The organism is Agromyces humatus, from assembly GCF_021228295.1.
Lineage (GTDB): Bacteria > Actinomycetota > Actinomycetes > Actinomycetales > Microbacteriaceae > Agromyces > Agromyces humatus.
Genome location: NZ_JAJQPD010000012.1, coordinates 80,858 through 102,171, shown reverse-complemented (window position 1 = coordinate 102,171; position 21,314 = coordinate 80,858). Strand labels below are relative to the sequence as shown.

The 21,314-nt window shown below is 70.3% G+C and carries 20 protein-coding genes and 2 tRNA genes; 12 read left to right on the top strand and 10 right to left on the bottom strand.

Going from position 1 to position 21,314, the window contains the following annotated elements; all coding sequences use genetic code 11:
• Positions 1-70 precede the first annotated feature (70 nt).
• From LSF15_RS17365 to galU, 4 genes are all read right to left on the bottom strand, one after another.
• Positions 71-143: transfer RNA gene (locus LSF15_RS17365), tRNA-Ala, on the bottom strand.
• Between the two features lie 141 nt (positions 144-284).
• Positions 285-1,319, bottom strand: a complete 1,035-nt coding sequence (locus LSF15_RS17360; protein WP_232499821.1) for a hypothetical protein — start codon at positions 1,317-1,319, stop codon at positions 285-287.
• A gap of 52 nt (positions 1,320-1,371) precedes the next feature.
• The gene (locus LSF15_RS17355; protein WP_232499820.1) at positions 1,372-2,034 is read right to left on the bottom strand and encodes a GNAT family N-acetyltransferase; all 663 of its coding nucleotides are present in this window, start codon (positions 2,032-2,034) and stop codon (positions 1,372-1,374) included.
• 2 nt (positions 2,035-2,036) lie between these two features.
• Positions 2,037-2,936, bottom strand: a complete 900-nt coding sequence (galU, locus tag LSF15_RS17350; protein WP_232499819.1) for a UTP--glucose-1-phosphate uridylyltransferase GalU — start codon at positions 2,934-2,936, stop codon at positions 2,037-2,039.
• Between the two features lie 66 nt (positions 2,937-3,002).
• On the opposite strand from galU, the gene LSF15_RS17345 reads away from it, so the two are divergent.
• The 3 genes from LSF15_RS17345 to mscL are packed head-to-tail and all read left to right on the top strand — an operon-like array spanning position 3,003 to position 4,434.
• Positions 3,003-3,581, top strand: a complete 579-nt coding sequence (locus LSF15_RS17345; RefSeq protein ID WP_232499818.1) for a 5-formyltetrahydrofolate cyclo-ligase — start codon at positions 3,003-3,005, stop codon at positions 3,579-3,581.
• A 33-nt stretch (positions 3,582-3,614) separates the two neighbouring features.
• A complete protein-coding gene (locus LSF15_RS17340) occupies positions 3,615-3,965 on the top strand; it encodes an FmdB family zinc ribbon protein (protein ID WP_232499817.1) in 351 nt (116 codons plus the stop codon).
• A gap of 43 nt (positions 3,966-4,008) precedes the next feature.
• Positions 4,009-4,434 carry a large conductance mechanosensitive channel protein MscL gene (gene mscL / locus LSF15_RS17335; RefSeq protein ID WP_232499816.1) on the top strand — a complete coding sequence of 142 codons (426 nt, stop codon included), beginning with the start codon at positions 4,009-4,011 and terminating at the stop codon, positions 4,432-4,434.
• A gap of 88 nt (positions 4,435-4,522) precedes the next feature.
• On the opposite strand, the gene LSF15_RS17330 is transcribed toward mscL, so the two are convergent.
• Together LSF15_RS17330 and LSF15_RS17325 are read right to left on the bottom strand one after the other, a co-directional pair.
• Positions 4,523-4,753 (bottom strand): hypothetical protein, encoded by a 231-nt coding sequence (locus LSF15_RS17330; RefSeq protein ID WP_232499815.1) that lies wholly within the window; start codon positions 4,751-4,753, stop codon positions 4,523-4,525.
• Positions 4,750-8,529, bottom strand: a complete 3,780-nt coding sequence (locus tag LSF15_RS17325; RefSeq protein WP_372460057.1) for an AAA family ATPase — start codon at positions 8,527-8,529, stop codon at positions 4,750-4,752. Before LSF15_RS17325 ends, LSF15_RS17330 begins: the two co-directional genes overlap by 4 nt.
• 153 nt (positions 8,530-8,682) lie before the next feature.
• Between LSF15_RS17325 and LSF15_RS17320 the strand changes: the two genes are divergently transcribed.
• Positions 8,683-8,985: a rhodanese-like domain-containing protein gene (locus LSF15_RS17320; protein WP_232499814.1), complete on the top strand. Its 303-nt coding sequence runs from the start codon at positions 8,683-8,685 to the stop codon at positions 8,983-8,985.
• A gap of 19 nt (positions 8,986-9,004) precedes the next feature.
• On the opposite strand, the gene pdxR is transcribed toward LSF15_RS17320, so the two are convergent.
• On the bottom strand, positions 9,005-10,420 hold the full coding sequence (gene pdxR, locus LSF15_RS17315) for a MocR-like pyridoxine biosynthesis transcription factor PdxR (protein ID WP_232499813.1): 1,416 nt from the start codon (positions 10,418-10,420) through the stop codon (positions 9,005-9,007).
• 131 nt (positions 10,421-10,551) lie between these two features.
• Here pdxR and LSF15_RS17310 point away from each other — a divergent pair, with 131 nt between their 5' ends.
• From LSF15_RS17310 to LSF15_RS17290, 5 genes are read left to right on the top strand one after another with little or no spacing between them, the layout of a single operon-like run.
• A complete protein-coding gene (locus LSF15_RS17310) occupies positions 10,552-10,698 on the top strand; it encodes a hypothetical protein (RefSeq protein WP_232499812.1) in 147 nt (48 codons plus the stop codon).
• Positions 10,695-12,011 carry an FAD-binding oxidoreductase gene (locus tag LSF15_RS17305; protein WP_232499811.1) on the top strand — a complete coding sequence of 439 codons (1,317 nt, stop codon included), beginning with the start codon at positions 10,695-10,697 and terminating at the stop codon, positions 12,009-12,011. The genes LSF15_RS17310 and LSF15_RS17305 overlap by 4 nt, the downstream gene beginning before the upstream one ends.
• Before the next feature lie 11 nt (positions 12,012-12,022).
• Positions 12,023-12,328, top strand: coding sequence for a dihydrofolate reductase family protein (locus tag LSF15_RS17300; RefSeq protein ID WP_232499810.1), 306 nt, complete (start codon positions 12,023-12,025; stop codon positions 12,326-12,328).
• The gene (locus LSF15_RS17295) at positions 12,325-13,014 is read left to right on the top strand and encodes a DUF998 domain-containing protein (RefSeq protein ID WP_232499809.1); all 690 of its coding nucleotides are present in this window, start codon (positions 12,325-12,327) and stop codon (positions 13,012-13,014) included. The genes LSF15_RS17300 and LSF15_RS17295 overlap by 4 nt, the downstream gene beginning before the upstream one ends.
• 4 nt (positions 13,015-13,018) lie before the next feature.
• The gene (locus tag LSF15_RS17290; protein WP_232499808.1) at positions 13,019-13,474 is read left to right on the top strand and encodes a YdeI/OmpD-associated family protein; all 456 of its coding nucleotides are present in this window, start codon (positions 13,019-13,021) and stop codon (positions 13,472-13,474) included.
• A gap of 47 nt (positions 13,475-13,521) precedes the next feature.
• On the opposite strand, the gene ald is transcribed toward LSF15_RS17290, so the two are convergent.
• The gene (gene ald, locus LSF15_RS17285; RefSeq protein ID WP_232499807.1) at positions 13,522-14,622 is read right to left on the bottom strand and encodes an alanine dehydrogenase; all 1,101 of its coding nucleotides are present in this window, start codon (positions 14,620-14,622) and stop codon (positions 13,522-13,524) included.
• A 130-nt stretch (positions 14,623-14,752) separates the two neighbouring features.
• Between ald and LSF15_RS17280 the strand changes: the two genes are divergently transcribed.
• Entirely contained in the window at positions 14,753-15,268 is a 516-nt protein-coding gene (locus tag LSF15_RS17280) for an Lrp/AsnC family transcriptional regulator (protein ID WP_232499806.1), read from the top strand.
• 49 nt (positions 15,269-15,317) lie between these two features.
• Here the strand turns inward: LSF15_RS17280 and LSF15_RS17275 are convergent, their stop codons facing one another.
• Positions 15,318-16,391, bottom strand: a complete 1,074-nt coding sequence (locus LSF15_RS17275; protein ID WP_232499805.1) for an ATP-dependent DNA ligase — start codon at positions 16,389-16,391, stop codon at positions 15,318-15,320.
• Between the two features lie 89 nt (positions 16,392-16,480).
• Here LSF15_RS17275 and LSF15_RS17270 point away from each other — a divergent pair, with 89 nt between their 5' ends.
• Complete coding sequence (locus LSF15_RS17270) at positions 16,481-19,849, top strand: DEAD/DEAH box helicase (protein ID WP_232499804.1); 3,369 nt, start codon at positions 16,481-16,483, stop codon at positions 19,847-19,849.
• Positions 19,850-19,907: 58 nt separating this feature from the next.
• Here the strand turns inward: LSF15_RS17270 and LSF15_RS17265 are convergent.
• A tRNA-Arg gene (locus LSF15_RS17265) sits at positions 19,908-19,979 on the bottom strand.
• A gap of 73 nt (positions 19,980-20,052) precedes the next feature.
• Here LSF15_RS17265 and LSF15_RS17260 point away from each other — a divergent pair.
• Complete coding sequence (locus LSF15_RS17260) at positions 20,053-21,174, top strand: lactonase family protein (RefSeq protein WP_232499803.1); 1,122 nt, start codon at positions 20,053-20,055, stop codon at positions 21,172-21,174.
• The last annotated feature ends 140 nt before the right edge of the window (positions 21,175-21,314 follow it).

Sequence of the window (21,314 nt, the reverse complement as noted above, 5' to 3'; positions counted from 1 at the left end):
CTGCGCGCGGGTGAGCACGTCGGGAAACCACGAAGGCCGGCACTCGAGTGAGTACCGGCCTCGGAATCTGTGGACCCAGGGGGATTCGAACCCCCGACCTTCTCATTGCGAACGAGACGCGCTACCAACTGCGCCATGGGCCCGAGCGAGAACGAGCCTATCATCCCGTGAGGAGTGGTCCGGACCAGCGCTGCGAACGTTCCGGGGGTGCTTTCGCGCCATTTCGAGCGGGTTTCGAGCCTGATTCCGGCGCGAAAGCACCCCCGGAACGTTCGCGGCAGGGCTCAGCCCACCGCGCGGCGACGACGCAGCACGGCGTCGAGGTCGTCGAACGCCGGCCGGGCGTCGTCGACGATGCCCATGCGCGCATACGGGTTGGCCGGCTCGCTCGCGTTGGGTGCCGCCGACGCGTGCGCCGGCGCCGGCGCGGACGCTGCGGGGCGGAGCTTCGGAACGTCGGGCGCGAGCTGTTCGGCGCGGCGGGCGACGGCTGCCGCGGCCTCGACCCGCTTGAGCTCTGCCGCCGCCTCGATCGACGCCATCGCCGTCGCCGCGATCGTGCCGCGCGAGAGGTGCAGGGGGCGCGGCAGCGGCTGCGGCGTCCAGCCCTCGGCGGTCTCCTCCTGCGGCAGTTCGATCGGCTCGAACTCCTCGGGCGCCACGTCTGCGGACGCCACGGCGGGCGCACTCGGCATTCGCACCCGTGCGAGCGCGACGATGCCGGCGAACGCCGCGACCGCGACTCCCCCGGCGCTCGCGGCGATCAGCAGGGACGCGCCGAAGGCCGTCGCGATGAGTCCGCCGACCGCAGTGAGCAACGCGAGCAGGAACGTCAGCGAGCATGCGGCACGCTTGCGTCGAAGCGAACGCCTCGCCGCACGAGCGGTCCTCAGCGCGGAGCCGGGGCCGGGGTTGTCGGCAACCGACGCGGGATTCGCCACGATCGCGATGGGTTCGGTCGAGGACGCGTGCGCGGCCAGGGTCGCCGTCGCACGCGCGCGCGCCGCATCGGCCGCCTCTTCGGCCTCGATCCGCTCGGCGATCGCGAGCTGCTCAGCGGCCTCGGCGGCGAGCCGGGCGGTCTCCTGATGCTCGTGCAGGATGCGCTGCTGCGACACGACCTCGCGAGCCGTCGCCTCGATGCGCACAGGCTCGGGGGTCTCGGCGGTCTCGGCGAGGATGCGCAGGGTCTGCTGCAGGCGCACCGCGTTGCGCTCGGTCGCGAGGTACTGCCGGCGCCCGAGCCAGCTCGGCAGGAGGTACGCGATCCAGAGCGCGGCCGCCACCGCGACCAGGATCCCCCCACCGATCACATCCATGCGACAACGCTAGGACACCGGAGTCCGCATGCCCTCGCAGGCGCAGGCGTGTTCACCGATCGGCGAGCGGCAGAGGATACCCCGACGCGGCACGATCACCGTCGGGGACTCGCGCGACATCAGGCTGGACCCTGCCCTCGCGCCACCGGCGCAGCACTCCGCGCGGCACCTCTTCGGCCACGAGCCCGAACGCGAAGTGGTCGCGCCAGTCGCCGTTGATGTGGATGTAGCGGCGCCGGAACCCCTCGTACCGGAACCCGAGCTTCTCGACGACGCGCAGCGACGGGCCGTTCTCGGGTCGGATGCAGATCTCCATACGGTGCAGCCGCAGCACGCCGAAGCAGTAGTCGGTGGCGAGCGCCACGGCGGTGGGGGTGATGCCGCGCCCCGCGACATCCTGAGCCACCCAGTATCCGATCGTCGCCGACGACAGCGAGCCGTACGTGATCGACGACACGTTCAGCTGCCCCACCAGCTCGCCGTCGACCTCGATGATGAACGGCAGGGCGTGCCCCGAACGCGCGTGCGCGAGCAGGTTGCGAATGCTCGCCCGCGTGTCGATGAACGTGCCGCCGCCGGGGTAGGTCGCCTCCCACTGGCGCAGCCAGTTGCGATTGGCGATGAGGACCTTCTCGAGCGCCTTCGCATCGCGCGCCCGGATGGGGCGGAGCGTGACATCGCCGTCGCGCAGCGTCGGCACGGCGGCAGCGGGCATCGTCAGTCCTTCTGCAGCCCGGCGGCGTACTCGATGAGCCACGGCCGCAGCTCGGGGCCGAGGTCGTCGCGGTCGCTCGCGAGCTGGACGACCGCCTTGATGTAGTCGAGCTTGTCGCCGGTGTCGTAGCGACGCCCGCGGAAGACGACGCCGTAGACGCCGCCGGTGCCGTCGACATCGCCGGCCATGGTCATGAGCGCATCGGTGAGCTGGATCTCGCCGCCCTTGCCGGGTGCCGTGTTCGCGAGGATCTCGAACACCTCGGGCTTCAGCACGTAACGGCCGATGACCGCGTAGTTCGACGGTGCGACCTCTTTGGCGGGCTTCTCGACGAGGCCGGTGATGCGCACGACGTCGGGGTCGTCGGTCAGCTCGACGGCTGCTGCGCCGTAGAGGTGGATGGAGTCGGGGTCGACCTCGAGCAGCGCCACGATCGACGCGTCGCGCTTGACCTGCTCGTCGAGCATGCGGGTGAGCAGTTCGTCGCGCGCGTCGATGATGTCATCGCCCAGCAGCACCGCGAACGGCTCATCACCGACGTGCATGTTGGCGCGATGCACCGCGTGCCCGAGGCCGAGCGGGTCGCCCTGGCGGACGTAGTGCATGTCGGCGAGCTCGGTCGACTCGTTCACCTTCTTGAGCTTCGCGGTGTCGCCCTTCGCCTCGAGGCTCGCCTCGAGCTCGGCGACGCGGTCGAAGTGGTTCTCGAGCGCGTTCTTGTTGCGGCCGGTGATCATGAGCACGTCGGTGAGGCCCGCGTTCACGGCCTCTTCGACGACGTACTGGATGGCCGGCTTGTCGACGACGGGAAGCATCTCTTTCGGCATCGCCTTCGTCGCGGGAAGAAAGCGGGTGCCGAGACCGGCCGCCGGAATGACAGCCTTCGTGATGCGTTTCGTCATTCACACAGCGTATCCGGATGTCCCGACGCGGCGTACGCCGCGAGGGCGCGGCCTAGGATGTGTGCCATGCCCGAGGATCCCGACGTCCAGAAGCGCATCCTGCGCGCCGAGCTCCGCGAGCGCCGCCAGAACCAGTCGACCCACGAGCGCGAGCTGGCCACCGAGGGCATCACCTCGCGACTGCAGGAGCTGATCGGCTCGACCGAGGCGGAGTCGATCTCGTGCTACCTCTCGATGCCGTCCGAGCCGAACACCCGCCCGTTCGTGAACTGGGCCGAGGCACGGGGCATCCGCGTGCTGTTCCCCGTGACCCGTGAAGACGGCCTGCTCGACTGGACCGTCGGCGAAGACGACGTCGAGACCCTGGGCCTGCACGGCACACCCGAGGCCGCCGGCGAGTTGCTCGGCCCGATGGCCATCAACGACGTCGACCTCATCATCGTGCCGGCCGCCGCGATCGACTCCGGCGGCATGCGCCTCGGCTGGGGTCGCGGCTATTTCGACAAGACCCTCGGTTCGATGGGAAAATGTCCTCCGGTGTATGCCGTGGTCTACGACAGCGAGTTCGTCGAGCACGTGCCGCGCGAGGTCCACGACCAGCCTGTGAACGGCGTCGTGACGCCGACGCGCATCATCGCGTTCTGACCGGAATCGCCGGTCCCCGATCGGAGTGATCCCATGCCCACCTATTCCTACCGTTGCACCGAGTGCGACAACGCCTTCGACATCCACCAGGCGTTCACCGACGACTCGCTCACCGTGTGCGACGTGTGCGGCGGCAAGCTGCGCAAGCTCTTCAACACGATCGGGGTCACGTTCAACGGGTCGGGGTTCTACCGAACCGACTCGCGCGGCGACAGCGGCTCATCGAAGCCGGAGTCCGGCGGCGGCGCGTCGGGCTCGGGTTCCTCGGGCTCGGGTTCCTCGGGCTCGGGTTCCTCGGGCCCGGGTTCGGGTGGCGCATCCTCAGGCGCGACTTCCGCGAGTTCCTCCCCGTCGAAGGGCGGATCTTCCACTAACGTGTCGTGAGCACGGGTCGCACCCGCCGCGTCCCGGCGAACTGGGAGGCAACATGCTGCAGGGCTTCAAGGAATTCATCACACGCGGCAACGTCATCGACCTCGCCGTCGCGGTCGTCATCGGTGCCGCGTTCACCGCGGTCGTCAACGCGATCGTCGGCGGACTCATCAATCCGCTGATCGGCCTCCTGTTCAACGCCGAAAGCCTGAACACCGCGGCGATCGTCCAGATCGGGAGCGCGAAGTTCACGTTCGGGGCCGTGCTCGGGGCGATCATCTCGTTCCTCGCGGTCGCACTGGTCGTGTACCTCGTGTTCGTGCTGCCCATGAACAAGTACCGCGAGCGCCAGGAGGCCAAGATCGCTGCCGGCGAGCCCACCGACGAGCCGCCGAGCGAGACCCAGCTGCTCGAGCAGATCCGCGACCTGCTCGCCGAGCAGCGCGGTGCCGCGTCGGGCCGTCACACCGACGAGGTCTAGGTCTGCTTCCAGCAGCGGCGCGGCCCGGTCACGGGTCACACCGACGAGGTCTGCTTCCAATGAAGGGCCCGGTCACGGGTCACACCGACTAGGTCTGCTTCCAATGAGGGGGCCGGTCCCGGGTCAGACGATCATCGTCGGATGACCCGGGCCGGCCCTTCTTCGTCGCCGCCGGGGTCTCGGGGGCGGTCTCGGGGTCGGGCGCGACCGGCGCCTCGGGCGACGGGTCGGTGCCCGGCGCGGGGGTGAGCCGGGCACGCCGGGCCCGGCCGGGGGCTCGCTCGATCCGCTGTCGCGGCGGGGTCGCGTCGTCGGTCATCGCCGTGCGGTGGCGCTCTCATCGTCGGTCGGCATTGGCGCATCGGGCTTGCCGAGCAGCGCCGCGACTCGCGCCGCGACCGCGTCGGGGTTGCCGAAGAGCTCGAAGCTGTGCACGCGCAGGTAGTGCCAGCCGAGACGTCGCAGCACGTCGGGGCGCAGCCGCAGCGACTCGCGCAGGCTGAGCCCGGCGAGCGCGTCGTCGGTCTCGACGACGACGGCCTTGCCCGAGTACGCCGCCGCGAGCGCCAGCCGGCCGCGGTGGCCGACGCTGACCCGGATGCCGCGCTTCTCGAGCCGCCTGCCGAGGTCGTACAGCATCGATTCGGGTACGCCGCCCGCACCGGACTCGGCCGCGCGCGCCTCGGTCTGCGTGAGGATGTTCTCGAGCGCGAGCACCCCGTGGCTCTGGCGGCCCTCGTCGATGTCCTCGGGCCGGAACGCCGAGACCAGGTCCATCGAACGACGGGCACGCGTCATCCCGACGGCCAGCAGTCGGTCGCCGCCGGGTTCGCCCAGTGAGCCGAAGTTCGACAGCAGCCGACCGTGGGGGGTACGGCCGTAGCCGACCGAGAAGATCACCCGGTCCCTACTCTGGGCGACCGCCTGCTCGAGCGTGAGCACGGTGAATGGCTCGGCGCGGTCCTTCAGGATGAAGTCCGACAGGTCGGTGCGCTTCGCGAACGCCGCGAGCACCGCCTGGTGCACGCGGGCCGCATGCCGCGTGCTCGCGGTGATCACCATGAGCGACTCGCGCGGACGCTTGACGGCGTGCTCCATGACGAGCTCGACGACCTTCGCGACCTCGGAGTCGGTCGATTCGACGGTGCCCGTCACGGCATCGGGGAGGCCGTTGCCCTCGACGTAGTGCAGGCCGAGGCTGCCGTGGCCGAGGAAGCTGCCGGCCCAGGGCAGCGACACGATGCGGCCGGCGTAGAAGCGGCGGTTGACCAGCTCGGCGAGGTCTTCGCCACCCGCACGGTAGCTGCGCGTGAGGGTCAGCGTCGGCAGGAGCTCGCCGAGCCTGGCGAGCGCCGAGTCGGCGTGCAGTGCGTCGACCCCGTGATCGGTCGAGCGCTCGGTCGGATGCGCCGCATCGTCGATGCCCGTCTCGAAGAGGGTCGGCGTCTGGGTCACGGGGTCGCCGAACGCGACGACCTGCTTCGCACGGCGGATGGCCCCGAGGTTCTCGGCGATCGTCGTCGCCCCGGCGTCGACGAGGATCACCGTGTCGAACCGGATCTCGTCGTCGACCGCGGAGACCTCGTACGGCGACGCGAGCCACACGGGCGCGAGCACCCGGAACAGGTGCGGCGTCGCCTCGCGCAGCGCTTCGACGCGCACACGGTCGCCACGGAGCATCCGCTTCAAGGCCTGGGCCTCTTCGGGGTGGTCGACGAGCGCGACCTTCCAGTTCTCGGCCAGACGCCATGCGAGCAGCGGCCCGGCGGCCGACGCGTGCGCGTCGTCGACGAGGCGGAAGTCGGCTTCGAGGCGATCGAGCACGGTGGTGTTCGCCCCGAGCAGGGCCTTCTCGCCTGCCAGGACCGATTCGAGCACGGACTGCCACCAGGCGAGCTCGAGCTCATCGGCGACGCCGCCCTCGCGGACGTGCCGCTTCGAGAGGTCGAGGAGCAGCGGGTCGAGGCCGAGTTCGCGCAGCCGGCCCAGGATCGCGGTGCGCTCCTGCAGGTTCGAGAGCACCTCGGACTCGGCTGCGAGGCCCGCAAGGGTCATGACGAGGTCGCGGACCGGGCGCGCGGCGAGCTGGCGCGGGGTGCCGGTGACGCCGAGCGGCACGTCGAGGGTGGCGAGGTCGGTCGCGACCCGCTGGAACGCGACGTGGACGTCGTCGATGCCGACCGGCACACCGGGGATCGCCCCGGCCTCGGAGTAGCGGTGCCACAGGGTGCGCTGCTGCTGGATTCCCCGAAGCGCCGTGTTGAGATCGGTGACGTGCACGCCCGGGCGCACGTACTCGAGCGCGTGGCGTCGCAGCCGTCGGCGGTTCGTACCCGACATGCCGGGCGAATCGCGGCGGGGCGCCGTCGCGGCGATGAGCTCGCCGAGAGGACGGTCGAAGACCGACGGATGGAACCGGTCGAGGGTCTCGCGCACGTCGAGGAGGAGCCTGAGGAACACGCCGAGCTCGGCGATCGACTCGAACTCGCGCAGTCGGGTCTGCGAGATCAGCGCACGACCGCGTTCGAGGAGCCGAGGCACCTCGAGCTCGCTCAGCCGCTTGGCGAGCTCGTGCGCCCGCGTGGCCTCTTCGGAGGTGGTGAACGCGGCGCCGTACCACGGCGAGTCGCCGGGGCCGTAGCGGAACTCGCCGAGCGCGGCCGCTCGGGCGAGGTCGTGCGCGACGCGGTCTCGGCCCGTGGCGAGCATGACGAGTGCCCGATGATCGAGCCGCGCCGTGGTCGACGGTGGAACCGGCGACAACGCGAGCCGGGCGAGCTCTCCGAGCGCGTCGAGCACCGACACGTGCAGCTCGGGGTCTCGGCGGGTGAGCGCCGTGCGGTAGTCGAGCAGCACCTTTCGCAGGCGTACGAGGGCGTCGTCGACATCGGCCACGCGAGGCCGCTCGGCCTTCTCATTGCGCGAGATCGACTGGATGAGCTCTCGCCGGAGGCCGGGCGTCGTGACCGCGGCCCCGCCGAGCCCGACCTGCCCGAGGCGATGTGCGATGCCGTCGAGGCTCGCGCGGCGCGAACCGACGACGAGAACCCGCTTGTCGCCGGCGACGAGCGCGCCGATGGCATTCACGATGGTCTGGGTTCCGCCGGTGCCCGGCAGCGTCTTCACGACGACGGATGCCCCCGACTCGATCTCGGCGACGACCTGCTCCTGCTCGGGATCGGCATCGAGGAGCAGCGTGTCGGTCGAGGGCGGCCGCTCGTCCTGGGCGACCGGCCTGGCGCGCTCGCCGCGCGCCGCGGTGACGGCCGCGCGCGCGGCCGGGTTGCCGGCGAGCGCATCGATGACGGGGTGGTCGAGCGTCGAGGCATCCGCCGCCATCGCGGGACCCACCTCGGCGAACGACGACACGACGAGCCTCGGCGCGACGCTGAACCAGGGCAGGTGGCTCGTGAGGCCGCGCAGCCGATCGATGACCGGCTGGGGCTTGAACATGCCGTTCGTGATCGCCAGCGCGACGAACGCGTCGGCGTCGAGCGTGATCTGGAACTGCTCGCGGAGCTCACGCGCGAGCGCCGGGTTCAGGAACGGCTGCCCCTTGAGCTTGAGTTCGAAGTCGCGCCCGTAGCGACGGATCGCGAGCGGCCGCAGCAGCACGGGTGCCAGGTAGTCTGCGCCCGAATTGCGCCACGACGCGAGGCCGATGGCGAGGTGCACCGACTCGATGCCGCGCACCGAACGCAGCTCGATGCCCTTCTGCGTGATCTCGGCAGCCGCGAGTCGGGCGTTGCGCAGCGCGAGTTCATCGCGGATCAGGCTCGACAGCAGCGTCGACCTGCCGGTGATGAACTGCGGCAGACCACCAGGGTGCGTCGTGGACAGCTCGATGCGGGTTCGCGGCGTGTCGACGAAACGCACGAGCGGCGACCGGCCGCCGACCGTGGCGAGCTCGGCGTTCCAGCGCCGCCACGCCGGTTCGGCCACGTTGCCCGCGACGAGTTCGGGGTCGCCGAGGCTCAGTCCGTCGGGGCTCGTGGTGTGCTCAGGCATGGGATCCGGGTTCAGCTGGTCGGCGGCGGCATCGGTCTGAGCGTCGAGGAACTCACCCTCGTCGTCGTTCCGATCCAGCCGCCACACACCGACACCCTAAGTCGAAACCCGCGAAATCCTCGGAAGCATCGCCGCATCCGTCCCGGTTCCGCCCTGCCCCGTGTTGCGCAGCAGGCCCGGGACGTCGCGACCCGAGGTAGCCTCGAATCACCCCTACGTGAAGGAATCCCGATGCGCTCAATGAGCCCAGCAGACGTGCACGCGGTCGACGGCGCCGTCATACTCGACGTGCGAGAGCCGCGCGAGCACGAGCGTGCGCACATCGAAGGCACCATCGACATTCCGCTCGGCGAGCTCGTCTCGCGCATCGACGAGCTGCCGCGCGACATCACCGTCTACGTGCTGTGCCACGTCGGCGGACGCAGCGCACAGGCCGCGCAGTACCTCGAGGCGCAGGGCTTCGACGCCGTCAACATCGACGGCGGCATCGTCGAGTGGCACCGGGCGGGCTTGCCTTGGACACTCGCCGGATCCGAGGGGTAGGGCAACCCGCCCCGAGGCCTTACGGCACGATTCCGGCGAGTACCCGCACACCGTGCCTGATCCGCGTCTCATCGACGTTCCCGAAGCCGATCACCAGCGCGGGACGATGCGGCCCGGTATCAAGGGGGTCCGGCAGGCGATACGCCCCGAGGGGTTTCACCATCACCGATGCCGTGAGCGCCTCTTCGGCGACTGCGGCCTCGTCCGCGCCATCCGGAAGCCGGAGCACCGCGTGACATCCCGCAACGAGCCCCTCCAGGGCGAGATCGGGCCGACGTTCGGCTAAGGCCTCAACCAGCACCGCCCGGCGGGCGGCGTACACGGTGCGCATCCGCCGCAGATGCCGGTCGAACCTGCCGGACTCGATCAGCTCGGCGAGGGCGAGCTGATCGAGGGCCGGCACGCCGCGACTCGACAACTGCTTCGCCCGTACGAGGTCATCGCGGAGTTGCGGTGGGGCGAGGATCCAGCCGATCCGCATCCCCGGCGCCAGGGTCTTGCTCACCGACCCGAGGGCGACCACGCGCTCGGGTGCAAGGCCCTGGAGCGAGCCCACCGGCTGGCGGTCGTAACGGAACTCCGCGTCGTAGTCGTCCTCGAGGATCCATCCGTCGACCGACTCTGCCCATGCGATGAGTTCGCGTCGGCGCCGCGGGGTGAGCGCCACACCGGTGGGGCACTGGTGGGCGGGCGTCACAAGCACGGCGCGGGCACCGGATCGGCGCAGCGCATCGACGTCGACACCGTCGGCGTCCACCCGCACCGGCGCGGGGTTGAGTCCGGCCCGCCGGGCGATGACGTCGTGCTCCAGAGGGCCCGGATTCTCAAGTCCGACCAGGTCGACACCGCGCCGCGCGAGGGCGCCGAACACGAGGTTGAGGCCGTGCCGGAACCCGCCGACGATGACCGCGTGGCCGGCATCCGCGGTTCCCGCTCTGACTCGGCGATGGTAGGCGGTGACGACGCTTCGGAGCCGTGGCGACCCGGCGCCGTGTTCGTCGCCCATGACTGCGTTCGGCGCGGTTCGGGCCGCCTCGGCCATCGCCCACAGCCAATCGTGCGTCGGGAACGACGCGAGGTCGGGGATGCCGTACTCGAAATCGACGTCCACCCTCGGATGCAGCTCCTCCGCCTCCGCCGTCGGTGGCTCGCGAGTCGCCTCCGCGACTTCCCGAGCAACCCGGGTGCCCGAGCCTGCCGCCGTCACGAGGTATCCCTCGGCGACGAGCTGCTCGTAGCACTCGACCACCAGCCCGCGCGAGACGCCCAGGTGAACAGCGAGCGAGCGAGACGACGGGAGCCGCTCTCCTGCGGTGAGGCGGCCGTCGCGAATGGTGCGTCGAAGCTCGCGCTGCAGTTGGGCAGTCAGAGGGCCGCCGCCACGCTCGAGGGGGATGAGCAACTCCGGTGCCGGTCCCGACCAGCGCACCGCCATCAGCGGACCACCCCCGAGACGGCCTCGGGGAGGTCGAAGTGGTCCACTATCCAGCCGCCCGGGTGGACCTTCACCGGGATCACCGCTCGACCGAGTATGGAGGCACGCGAATCACGAGAAGGAACAGCATCATGCGAGCAGTCATCGACTCCACGATCGTCACCCTCGACGGCGTTGTCAACCACATGGAACGCCGGCACTTCGACATCGTCGACCACGACAAGGAATCCGGCTCGTCTCACGTGAACCCGTGCGTGCGGAGGGGAGCCACAACATGACGACCACGATCTTGTCCTCTGCCGACCTCGACGGGCAGCTGCTGCTGCCCGACGATCCCGGCTACGACCACGCGCGCCGGGTCTGGAACGCCATGGTCGACCGCCGGCCCGAACTGATCGTGCGGTGCGCGAGCGTCGGCGACGTGCGGGTCGCCGTGCGTGCAGCCCGCGAGCTCGGCCTCGAGGTCGGCGTCCGATGCGGTGGGCACAGCGTTCTCGGCCTGTCCGCGCCCGACGGCGGCATGATGATCGACCTGACCCCCCTCGCGGCCGTTCGAGTGGATCCCGAACGACGGCGGGCATGGGTGCAAGGCGGCGCGCTGCTCGGCGCCCTAGACCTTGCGGCACAGGAGCACGGCCTCGCTACCACGGCCGGCAACGTGTCGCACACCGGCGTCGGCGGGCTCACGCTCGGCGGCGGCATGGGCTGGCTGGCGCGGCAACACGGCCTGGCCTGCGACAATGTCGTCTCGTTCGAGATGGTCACCGCCAATGGCGATCTGGTGCACGCTTCCGCTGATCAGAATCCCGAGCTCTATTGGGGGCTGCGCGGCGGCGGCGGGAACTTCGGGATCGTCACCGAGTTCGAGTTCGCACTCCACCCCGTCGGCACCCGTGCCCTCAGCGTCGAGGTCGACTTCCCAGTCGAGGGTGCCGCCGGCGTCCTGACCGGATGGCGGGACCTCAACGCCGCAGCGCCTCGACAGGCCACCTTCGCCGCGACCCTGATCGACGGAATCGTGACGGTCGGCTTCGTGTGGGTCGGTGACCCGGAGGCCGGCCGGCTTCACGCCCGCGAGCTGCAAGGTCTCGGCCGTCCGGCCGAGGAGCGGATCGCCGAGCTCTCCTACGTCGAACTGCAGCGACGCGACGACACCGTCGAAGGCCACGCGGTGCGCCGCTACTGGAAGGGGCACTACTTTCGCGAGCTGCCGGACGCAGCGTTCGACGCGCTGCTCGAGCACCACCCGTCCGTGGCGGCGAGTCTGCAGGCCTACGGCGGCGCGATCGCTGATGTGCCCGACGAAGACACAGCGTTCAGCCATCGCGACACCTCCTTCGAGTACGTCGCCGCGACCCGCTGGACCGATCCCGCCGAGGATGCCGAACGGATCGAGCGAGCACGGACCTCGGCAGCACGCCTGGCCCCCTTCGCCAGCGGCGCGTACGTCAACGTGCTCACGGACGAGGGTGCGGCCGGCATCCGCGCGGCGTACCCGCAGGCCAAGCTCGCCCGCCTGACCGCTCTGAAGGACCGCTGGGATCCCGGCAACGTCTTCCACCTCAACCAGAACATCCCGCCCACCCCTTAGAAGGAGAACCGATGCGACGCAAGGTGTGGCCGAATCTCACGGACGAGACCGGCATGGCCGACCGGATGAACACCCTGCCGAAGTTCGTGGCCTCCGACAGCCTCTCCGGCCCGGCCTGGAACAACACCACGGCCACGCGGGTCGAGGACGAGTTGCAGATCTGGGTGCACCCACTCTTCGTCGGCGCTACCGAACTGGCGGACCTCATCTCTCGCCACGCACCCCAGATGCCATTCCAACTCGCAGACGTGCGCCGCTACGACTCGGGCGTGGTCATCCTGCACTACCAGCCCACATCCAGGAAGGGGACCCCATGACCACGACGAACGGCCGGAAGGCCGAGGGATTCGACCTCCGCGCAGCCGTCACCCGCTCCCTGCTCGGCTGGGGCGTGGTCGCCGGACCCTTCTACCTGATCGTGGCGGTGGTACACGCCGCGCTCAAGCCAGGCTTCGACTTCAGCCGACATGCGCTCAGCCTGTTGATGCTCACCGACACCGGCTGGATCCAGACGGCCAACCTGATCCTGACCGGCCTGATGATCATCGCCGCCGCGGTCGGCTTCGCCCGAGCGGTCACGCCCAACACACGAGCCGGATGGGTGGGCGCACTGCTCGGAATCTACGGACTGTGCCTGGTCGGCAGCGGCATCTTCCCACCCGACCCGATGGCGGGATTCCCTCCCGGCAGCTCGAGCGGCGACGGATCGCTCAGCGCGTTGCTGCACTTGGCGTTCGGCGCCATCGGATTCCTCACCCTCGGCATCGCAGCATTCATCGTCGCCGCATGGGCGCGCTCACGCGGCTCCCGCACCGCATTCGTGCTCTCGATCGTCAGCGGAGTTGCGATCGTCGCCGGATTCGTCGGCGGCGCGGCACTGTCTTCCTCACCCCTGGGCGTGCTCTTCCTGTGGATCTCGGTCGTGGCCGGGTTCGCGTGGCTGCTCGGCGCATCCCTCTACGCCTATCGCACCGTCCCGCATCCTGACGCGCACCGTCGCTGAACGGATGACCCGGCGCGAGAGCTGTATCGATATTCACGAAGGAGCAACCGGCGGGAACAACGTCGGCATCGTCGTCCCCGAGGACATCGTGCTCGGCTTCGGCCGCGGCAAGCGCGTGCCCGTCGTCGTCACCATCGACGGCGGCTACACGTACCGAAACTCGATCGCATCGATGGGCGGCCGATTCCTGATCTCGTTCAACGCCGAAACCCGGGCCGCCACCGGCCGCGGCGCGGGCGACGAGATCGAGGTCACCCTCGAAGTCGACGACGCACCGCGCACCGTCGACATTCCCACAGAACTTGCGGCGGCCCTCGACACGGACCCGTCGGCAGCGAAGGCCTGGTCGACGCTCTCGTACAGCAGACAGCGCGCACACGCTGAGTCGGTTGAGACCGCCAAGACTGACGACACCCGAACGCGGCGAGTGCAGAAGGTCATCGAGGCACTGCGACCCTAAGACTCCCAACGAGATCGCCGCGGTCGGTGCACCGCGCGGTCGGGCCCTCAGCCGGCGGCGGAGTACTCGAGACCGTGCGCGGCGGCGACGCCTTCGTTGGTGAGGTGCCCGCCCGTCGCGTTCAGCCCCTTGGCGAGCGCGGGGTCGGCGGCCAGCGCTGCCTGCCAGCCGAGGTCGGCGATCTTCAGGGTGTACGGAAGCGTCGAGTTGGTGAGCGCCGGGGTCGAGGTCGCCGGCACCGCGCCGGGCATGTTCGCGACGCAGTAGAAGATCGCGTCGTGCACGCGGAACGTCGGGTCGGCGTGGGTCGTCGCGTGCGAGCCTTCGAAGCAGCCGCCCTGGTCGATCGCGATGTCGACGAGCACCGAGCCTCGCTTCATGCCGGCGACCATCTCGTCGGTGACGACCTTGGGCGCGGCGGCGCCCGGAACGAGCACGGCGCCGATCACGAGGTCGGCGTCCTTCAGCTGACGGGCGATCTCATAGGGCGACGAGGCGAGGGTGTGGATGCGGTGGTCGTAGCGGGCGTCGATCTCGCGCAGCTTGGGCAGTGAGATGTCGAAGACCGTGACGTCGGCGCCGAGGCCGAGTGCGGTCGCGGCGGCCTGCTCGCCTGCGACACCGCCGCCGATGACGACGACCTTCGCCGGGCTGGTGCCGGGCACGCCGGCCATCAGCACCCCGCGACCGCCGCGTGAGGCGAGCAGCTCGGCCGCGCCGACCTGTGGCGCGAGGCGACCGGCGACCTCGCTCATGGGCGTGAGCAGCGGCAGCGACCGGTCGGGCAGCTGCACGGTCTCGTAGGCGATCGCGGTGACGCCGGAGTCGAGGATCGCCCGGGTCAGCGGCAGGTCTGCGGCGAGGTGCAGGTAGGTGAAGAGCGTGAGGTCTTCGCGCAGGAAGCCGTACTCGGCGGCGATGGGCTCCTTCACCTTGAGCACGAGCTCGGCCGACCAGGCCTCTTCTGCCGTGGCGACGATGGTGGCGCCGGCGACGGCGTACTCGTCGTCGGAGTACCCGGCGCCCGCGCCGGCTCCGGCCTGGATGTCGACGCGGTGGCCGCGTGTCGCGAGCGCGTGCACGCCCGCGGGCGTCATGGCGACGCGGAATTCGTTGTTCTTGATCTCAGTGGGCACACCGATGTGCATGATTACTCCGAAGACTGTGTGGATGTTGTTGACAATTTTCGCCGCTTGTTCGCCGATACGAAAGTCTCACCGTCGATAATTCGGTAGAATTGCGAAATCTGTTGCAGTCATGCGAATCGAGGGCGTTCTGTTGACCGATTCACCGCAGATCAGCGCACCCGGCGCCGATCCCACCGCATACGCGCTCGACGCGATCGACCGGCAGATCATCGCCCGCCTGCATGAGAACGCCCGCATCCCGAACGTCGACCTCGCCCGCGAGGTGGGGGTCTCGCCGTCGACCTGCCTCGCCCGCGTGCGCTCGCTGCGCGAGCGCGGGGTCATCGTGAGGTACACCGCCGAGATCGCCCCCGAGGCACTCGGCTACCACCTGCAGGCGCTCGTGAGCGTGCGCATCCGTCCTGGAGCGCGGCACCTCATGGAGCAGATCTCCGACGAGCTGCGCACCCAGCCCGAGGTCGCGCAGCTCTTCTTCCTCGGCGGCTCAGAGGACTTCCTCATCCACGTGCGCGTGCGCGACAGCGCCCACGTGCGCGAGTTCGTGCTGAAGAACCTCTCGGCGAACCCCGCCGTCGCACTCACCGAGACCAACCTCGTGTTCGAGCATCACACCGCACTGTCGGCAGGGCTGCGCACCGTGCTCTGAGCGTGGCGAGCAGCGGCATCCGTGCGCGCTGAACCGTGCGCGCACAGACTCAGCGGCGCACCGGCAGGATCTCAGACAGGTCGAGTCCGGCCGGCGACTCGAGCTGGTCGTAGGTGCAGCTCTCGGGCGTGCGATCGGTGCGCCACCGGCGGAACTGCGCCGTATGCCGGAACCGGTCGCCCTCCATCTGGTCGTAGGCGACCTCGACGACCAGTTCGGGGCGCAGCGGAACGAACGAGAGGTTCTTGCCCGCCGACCAGCGGCTCACGGCGCCGGGCATGCGCGTGTTCGCGTGCGCCTCCTGGTCGGCCCATTCGCCCCACGGATGGTGCGACAGGTCGGTCTCGACGAGCGACTCGAGTTCGCCGACCAGGCTCGCGCGCCGCGCCATGGGGAACGACGCCGCGACCCCGACGTGATGCAGCCGGCCGTCGTCGCCGTAGAGCCCCAGCAGCAGCGAGCCGACGATGCCGCCCGACTTGTGCCAGCGGAACCCCGCGACCACGCAGTCGGCGGTGCGATCGTGCTTGATCTTGAACATGGTGCGCTTGTCGGGCTGATAGGTGCCCTCGAGCGGCTTGGCGACGACGCCGTCGAGGCCGGCGCCCTCGAACCGGGTGAACCAGTCGTTCGCCTCGGCGAGGTCGGCCGTCGCGGGCGTGACGAACACGGGGTCGGTCGCACCCGACTCGGCGAGCGCGTCGACGAGCAGACGGCGCCGCTCTCCGAACGGCCGGTCCATGAGGTCGTCATCGCCGAGGGCGAGCAGGTCGAACGCGACGAACGACGCCGGCGTCGACTCGGCGAGCATGTTGACGCGGCTCGCGGCCGGGTGGATGCGCTGCTGCAGGGCGTCGAAGTCGAGCTGGCCCTCGCGCACGAGGATGATCTCGCCGTCGACGACGCACCGGGCCGGCAGGTTCTGCCGCAGCGCCTCGACGAGCTCGGGGAAGTAGCGGGTCATCGGGCGCTCGTTGCGGCTGCCGAGTTCGACCTCGTCGCCGTCCTTGAACACGATGGTGCGGAATCCGTCCCACTTGGGTTCGACGTGCCCGACATCGGGGATCGCCTTCACGGCTTTCGAGAGCATCGGCGCGACCGGCGGCATCACGGGGAGGTCCATCCGACCATCATGCTCCGGTGAAGGCGATCGCGCAGCGTCGAGCGACCGCCGATGTGCGCGAGGTCACCGGAAGATGCGAGCATTGAAGGATGCCTGTCGACCCCGCGTTCCCCCTCATCGAGGAGTTGCAGGTCGCGCGTCTCGTCGGGCCGCTCGCCCTCAGCCGTGGGCGCACGATCCTCAAGGCGGGCGACGTCGGCTCGCTCGCGTGGGATCCGGCGCGGTTCCGACTCACGGCCGATGTGCAGGGCACGGCTCCCTCGCCGTACCGCGTGCAGGTCAACCTCGACCTCGGCCGCGCCGATCGGGTGTCGATCCTCGGCGCCGGCTGCAGCTGCCCGGTGAGCCTCAACTGCAAGCACGTCGCCGCAGTGCTGCTGGCGAGCGGCGAACGTCACGTCGAGGAACGCCGGCGAGCCGATGCCGCTCGCTCCGCACCCGAGGTTCCCGCAGCCGCCGACTGGCGGGCCGAGCTCGCTCGACTCGCGGGCGGCGGGCACGCCGCCCCCCCGACGCCCACGGCGCCGCTCGCGCTGCAACTCGAACTGCGCGAGCGGGTCTCGCGCGGGCCGAACCGCTGGCAGGGTCCGCGCGACGCGCCCGCGGTGAGCGAGGCGTCGGTCGATCGGTTGGCGGTGCGCCCCGTCACCCGCGGCAGCCGTGGCGGGTGGATCAAGGGCTCGCTCACGTGGCAGAACGTCGGCTTCCAGGGCGCCGCGAACGGGCTCGATCCGGCGCAGGCACGATGGTTCGGCGAGTTCTCGGCGCTGAAGGGCGCCCGTCACGCGGGCTTCGCCGACTACGGGTCGGCCTGGATCTCGCTCGACGAGTTCGAGAGCCCCACACTCTGGGCGCTGTTCGAGCAGGCGTCGTCACTCGGCATCGCGCTCGTCGGCACCAACGCCAGATCCACGGTGTGGGTGGCGTCGCACGCATCGATCGGCCTCGACGCGTCGCGCGACGGCGACCACGCCGGCCACCCCGGCGGCGATGACGCGTCGGCGGGGAACGGCGACGCCGACCTCCTGCTCGCTGCGATGGTGCGCATCGACGACACCTCGGTCGCGGCCGACCGTGTGCGGCTCATCGGCACGCACGGCGTCTACGCCTTCGACTTCGCGCGGGGGTCGATCGTGCTCGCCCCGCTTCGCGGCCGGCTCACCGAGGCGCAGCGCGTCGCCATCACCCGGAGCGAGCCCGTGCGCATCCCCGCCGATGAGGTCGCATCCTTCGTCGCCGACCACTACTCGACGCTCGCCCGCTCGCTGCGCGTCGAGAGCCACGACGCGAGCTTCGAGCTGCCGCCGCTCGAACCCGCGACGCTCGTGCTCACCGCAACGCACGAGCCGAACCACGTGATGCGGCTCGAATGGGCGTGGCAGCGCGACGGCGGCGATCGGCTCCCGGTCGACGCGTCCGACGCCGAGTTCCACGATCCCGATGGTGAACGCGCCGTCGCCGCCCGCGCCGTCGCCATCCTCGCCGACGACGTTGCCGGTGCGCCTCTGCTGACCCGCGACTCCGACCCCAGCCTGCGCTCGGGCGTGGCGCTGCGGGGCCTCGAGGCGGCCGAGTTCGGCGCCCGCCTGCTGCCGCGGCTCGCCGAGCTCGATCGACTGCGCGTCGAGACCGTGGGCGAGGCACCCGCCTACCGCGAGCTCGTCGAGGCCCCCAAGCTCACCGTCAGCGCGGTCGAGAGCGAGCGCACCGACTGGTTCGACCTCGGCGTCATCGTCACCGTCGAGGGCAGGAAGGTGCCGTTCGGGCCGCTGTTCAGTGCCCTTTCGCACGGCCGCAAAAAGCTGCTGCTCATCGACGGCAGCTACCTCTCGCTGGCGCATCCGGTGTTCGAGCCGCTGCGCGAGCTGATCGACGAGGCCGGATCGCTGCACGAGTGGGAGACGGGCGTCGCCATCCACCGAACCCAGGCGAGCCTCTGGTCGGAGTTCGAGGACCTCGCCGACGAGTCCGAGTCGGCGGTCTCGTGGCGCGAGACGGTCGCCGGCCTCAACAATCCCGGCGGCATCGAGCCGGTCGCGCCGCCCGCCGGGCTCGCGCTCGAACTGCGGCCCTACCAGCTCGAGGGCTTCCGCTGGCTGGCGTTCCTGCACCGGCATGGGCTCGGCGGCATCCTCGCCGACGACATGGGCCTCGGCAAGACCGCGCAGACGCTCGCCCTGATGGCGCATGTGTTCGAGCAGTCGGATGCCCCGCCTCCGCCGTTCCTCGTCGTCGCCCCGACCTCGGTCGTGTCGAACTGGTCGGCCGAGGCCGCCCGCTTCGTGCCCGGACTGCGGGTGGCGACGGTCGGCGCCACCCAGGCCGCCAGCGGGCGCCGCATCGCCGACATCGCCGCGGGTGCCGACCTCGTCGTCACGAGCTACGCGATCCTGAGGCTCGACGCCGACGCGTTCGCCGCGCTCGACTGGGCCGGGCTGGTGCTCGACGAGGCCCAGTTCGTGAAGAACGGCGCGTCGAAGGCCAATGCCGCGGCACGCGACATCCGTGCGCCTTTCCGGCTCGCGGTCACCGGCACGCCCGTCGAGAACAACCTGATGGAGCTCTGGGCCCTCATGAAGATCGTCGCGCCCGGACTGTTCCCGTCGGCGCGGGCGTTCGCCGAGCGCTACCGGCGGCCGATCGAGAACGACCACAACACCGAGCGACTCGCGCGCCTGCGGCGACGCATCCGCCCGCTCGTGCTGCGCCGCACGAAGGAGCTCGTGGCACCCGAGCTTCCCGAGAAGCAGGAGCAGGTGCTCACGGTCGCGCTCGACCCGGCCCACCGACGCATCTACGACACGTTCCTGCAGCGTGAGCGGCAGAAGCTGCTCGGCCTCATCGACGACCTCGAACGCAACCGGTTCACCGTGTTCCGCTCGCTCACACTGCTGCGAATGTTGAGCCTGCACGCCGGACTCATCGACGGCGAACAGTACGCCGAGGTGCCGTCGGCCAAGCTCGACGCGCTGTTCGAACAGCTCGACGAGGTCATCGCCGAGGGCCACCGGGCGCTCGTGTTCAGCCAGTTCACGTCGTTCCTGCAGCTCGCCGCGGCCCGACTCGACGCAGCGGGCGTGCCCTACGCGTACCTCGACGGGTCGACCCGGCGTCGCAGCGAGGTCATCGACCGGTTCCGCACGGGCAAGGCCCCGGTCTTCCTGATCAGCCTGAAGGCAGGCGGCTTCGGGCTGAACCTCACCGAGGCCGACTACGTGTTCCTGCTCGACCCGTGGTGGAACCCCGCGAGCGAGGCCCAGGCGGTCGACCGCGCCCACCGCATCGGCCAGGCGAAGACCGTGATGGTCTACCGGATGGTCGCCGAGGGCACGATCGAAGAGAAGGTCATGGCGCTCAAGGCCAGGAAGGCCGCGCTCGTGTCGTCGCTCATGGACGACGACGACCTCTTCAGCGAGTCGCTCTCGGCCGACGACATCCGCGGGCTCATCGAGGGTTGAGCGGCACGTCCGCGGGAGTTCAGCCGACCCTTCGGGCTGCGGTTCGTCGACGATTCGGTGCCCCCGGCAGGATTCGAACCTGCGCTTCCGACTTAGGAGGTCGGCACTCTATCCCCTGAGTTACGGGGGCGGCCGTACGAGTCTACTTCCTGCGATTGCCGGTCTCGGTCTGGGCATGCCCGCGGCATCCCGATCGCGGTAGCGTGCTTTCAGCCCGCACGTCGGTCGGGCACACGGCGCGGCACCGTGCCGCAGGAGTGGAGGCGATCGTGGTCGATTCCGGTTCGCACGGCGCTGGCGCGACGAGGTTCTGGGTCGGGGCGTCGACACTCGGCGCGCTGGGATCGCCGGCACGGGGCATCCGACCGCTCGACATCGACAGCCGGGGGCGCGCGAACCTCGGCGACCCGGTCGACGTCGGCCCGAACCCGATGTTCCTCGCCGTATCGCCCGCCACCGGGGTGCTGGGTGTCGCGCACGAGCTCGCCGACGGCCGGGTGTCGACGTGGACGATCGAGGAAGACACCCTCGCCGCGTTCGGCCGGCCCGGTGGCACCGGCGCCGCCGACCCGTGCCACGTCGCGTTCGCCGAATCGGGCAACCTGCTGTTCGCTGCGAACTACTCGGGCGGCCGCCTCTCGGCGCACCCGGTCGGTCCGGATGTCGCTGCCGATGCCGCACTCGCCGTCGACTTCACCGGCACCGGCCCGAACGCATCACGCCAAGAGGCGCCGCACCCTCACCAGGCGGTCATCGACGCGCCACGAGGCCGCCTGCTCGTGCCCGACCTCGGCACCGACCGCGTTCGCGTGCTCGGCCTCGCGGGTCTGCCCGCAGCGCTCGATCACGACGACTCGGCAGACATCGTGCTGCACGCGGGCGCCGGACCCCGGCATCTCGTCGTCTCGGGCGACCTCGCGATCACCGCGAACGAACTCGACCGCACGGCGAGTGTCATCGACCTCGGCGAGGGCCGCGAAGCGGCATGGTTCCCGATCAGCGACGACGTCGAGCCGCGCGGGCTCGGCTGCTCGGCGATCCACCTCACGAGCACGGGCATCGCGCTCATCGGCGACCGCGACGCCGACGCGCTCCGCGCACTGCGGTTCGACGCCCACGCACGCACGCTCGAACTCGTGGCGACGGTGCCGACCGGAGGCCGGCATCCGCGAGACCTCGAGCTCACACACGATGAACGGTTCGCCGTCGTGGCCGATCAGGGCTCGGATTCGATCGCCGTGATCGCGCTCGACGGCGGCGTGCCGACCCACGTGGTCGCGACGCTCGAGACCCCGGCGCCGGCCTGCCTGGCGCGGGTGCCGTAGCAGCGCCTCAGTTGTAGCCGAGGATGACGATCGCGGAGGTCGTGGGCGTGAGCTCGTCGACGAACCCGATCTCTTCGAGCCGTGATTCGTCAAAGGGCTGGGTCATCATCGTCACCTGTCTCCGCTGGGGGATGACCTCA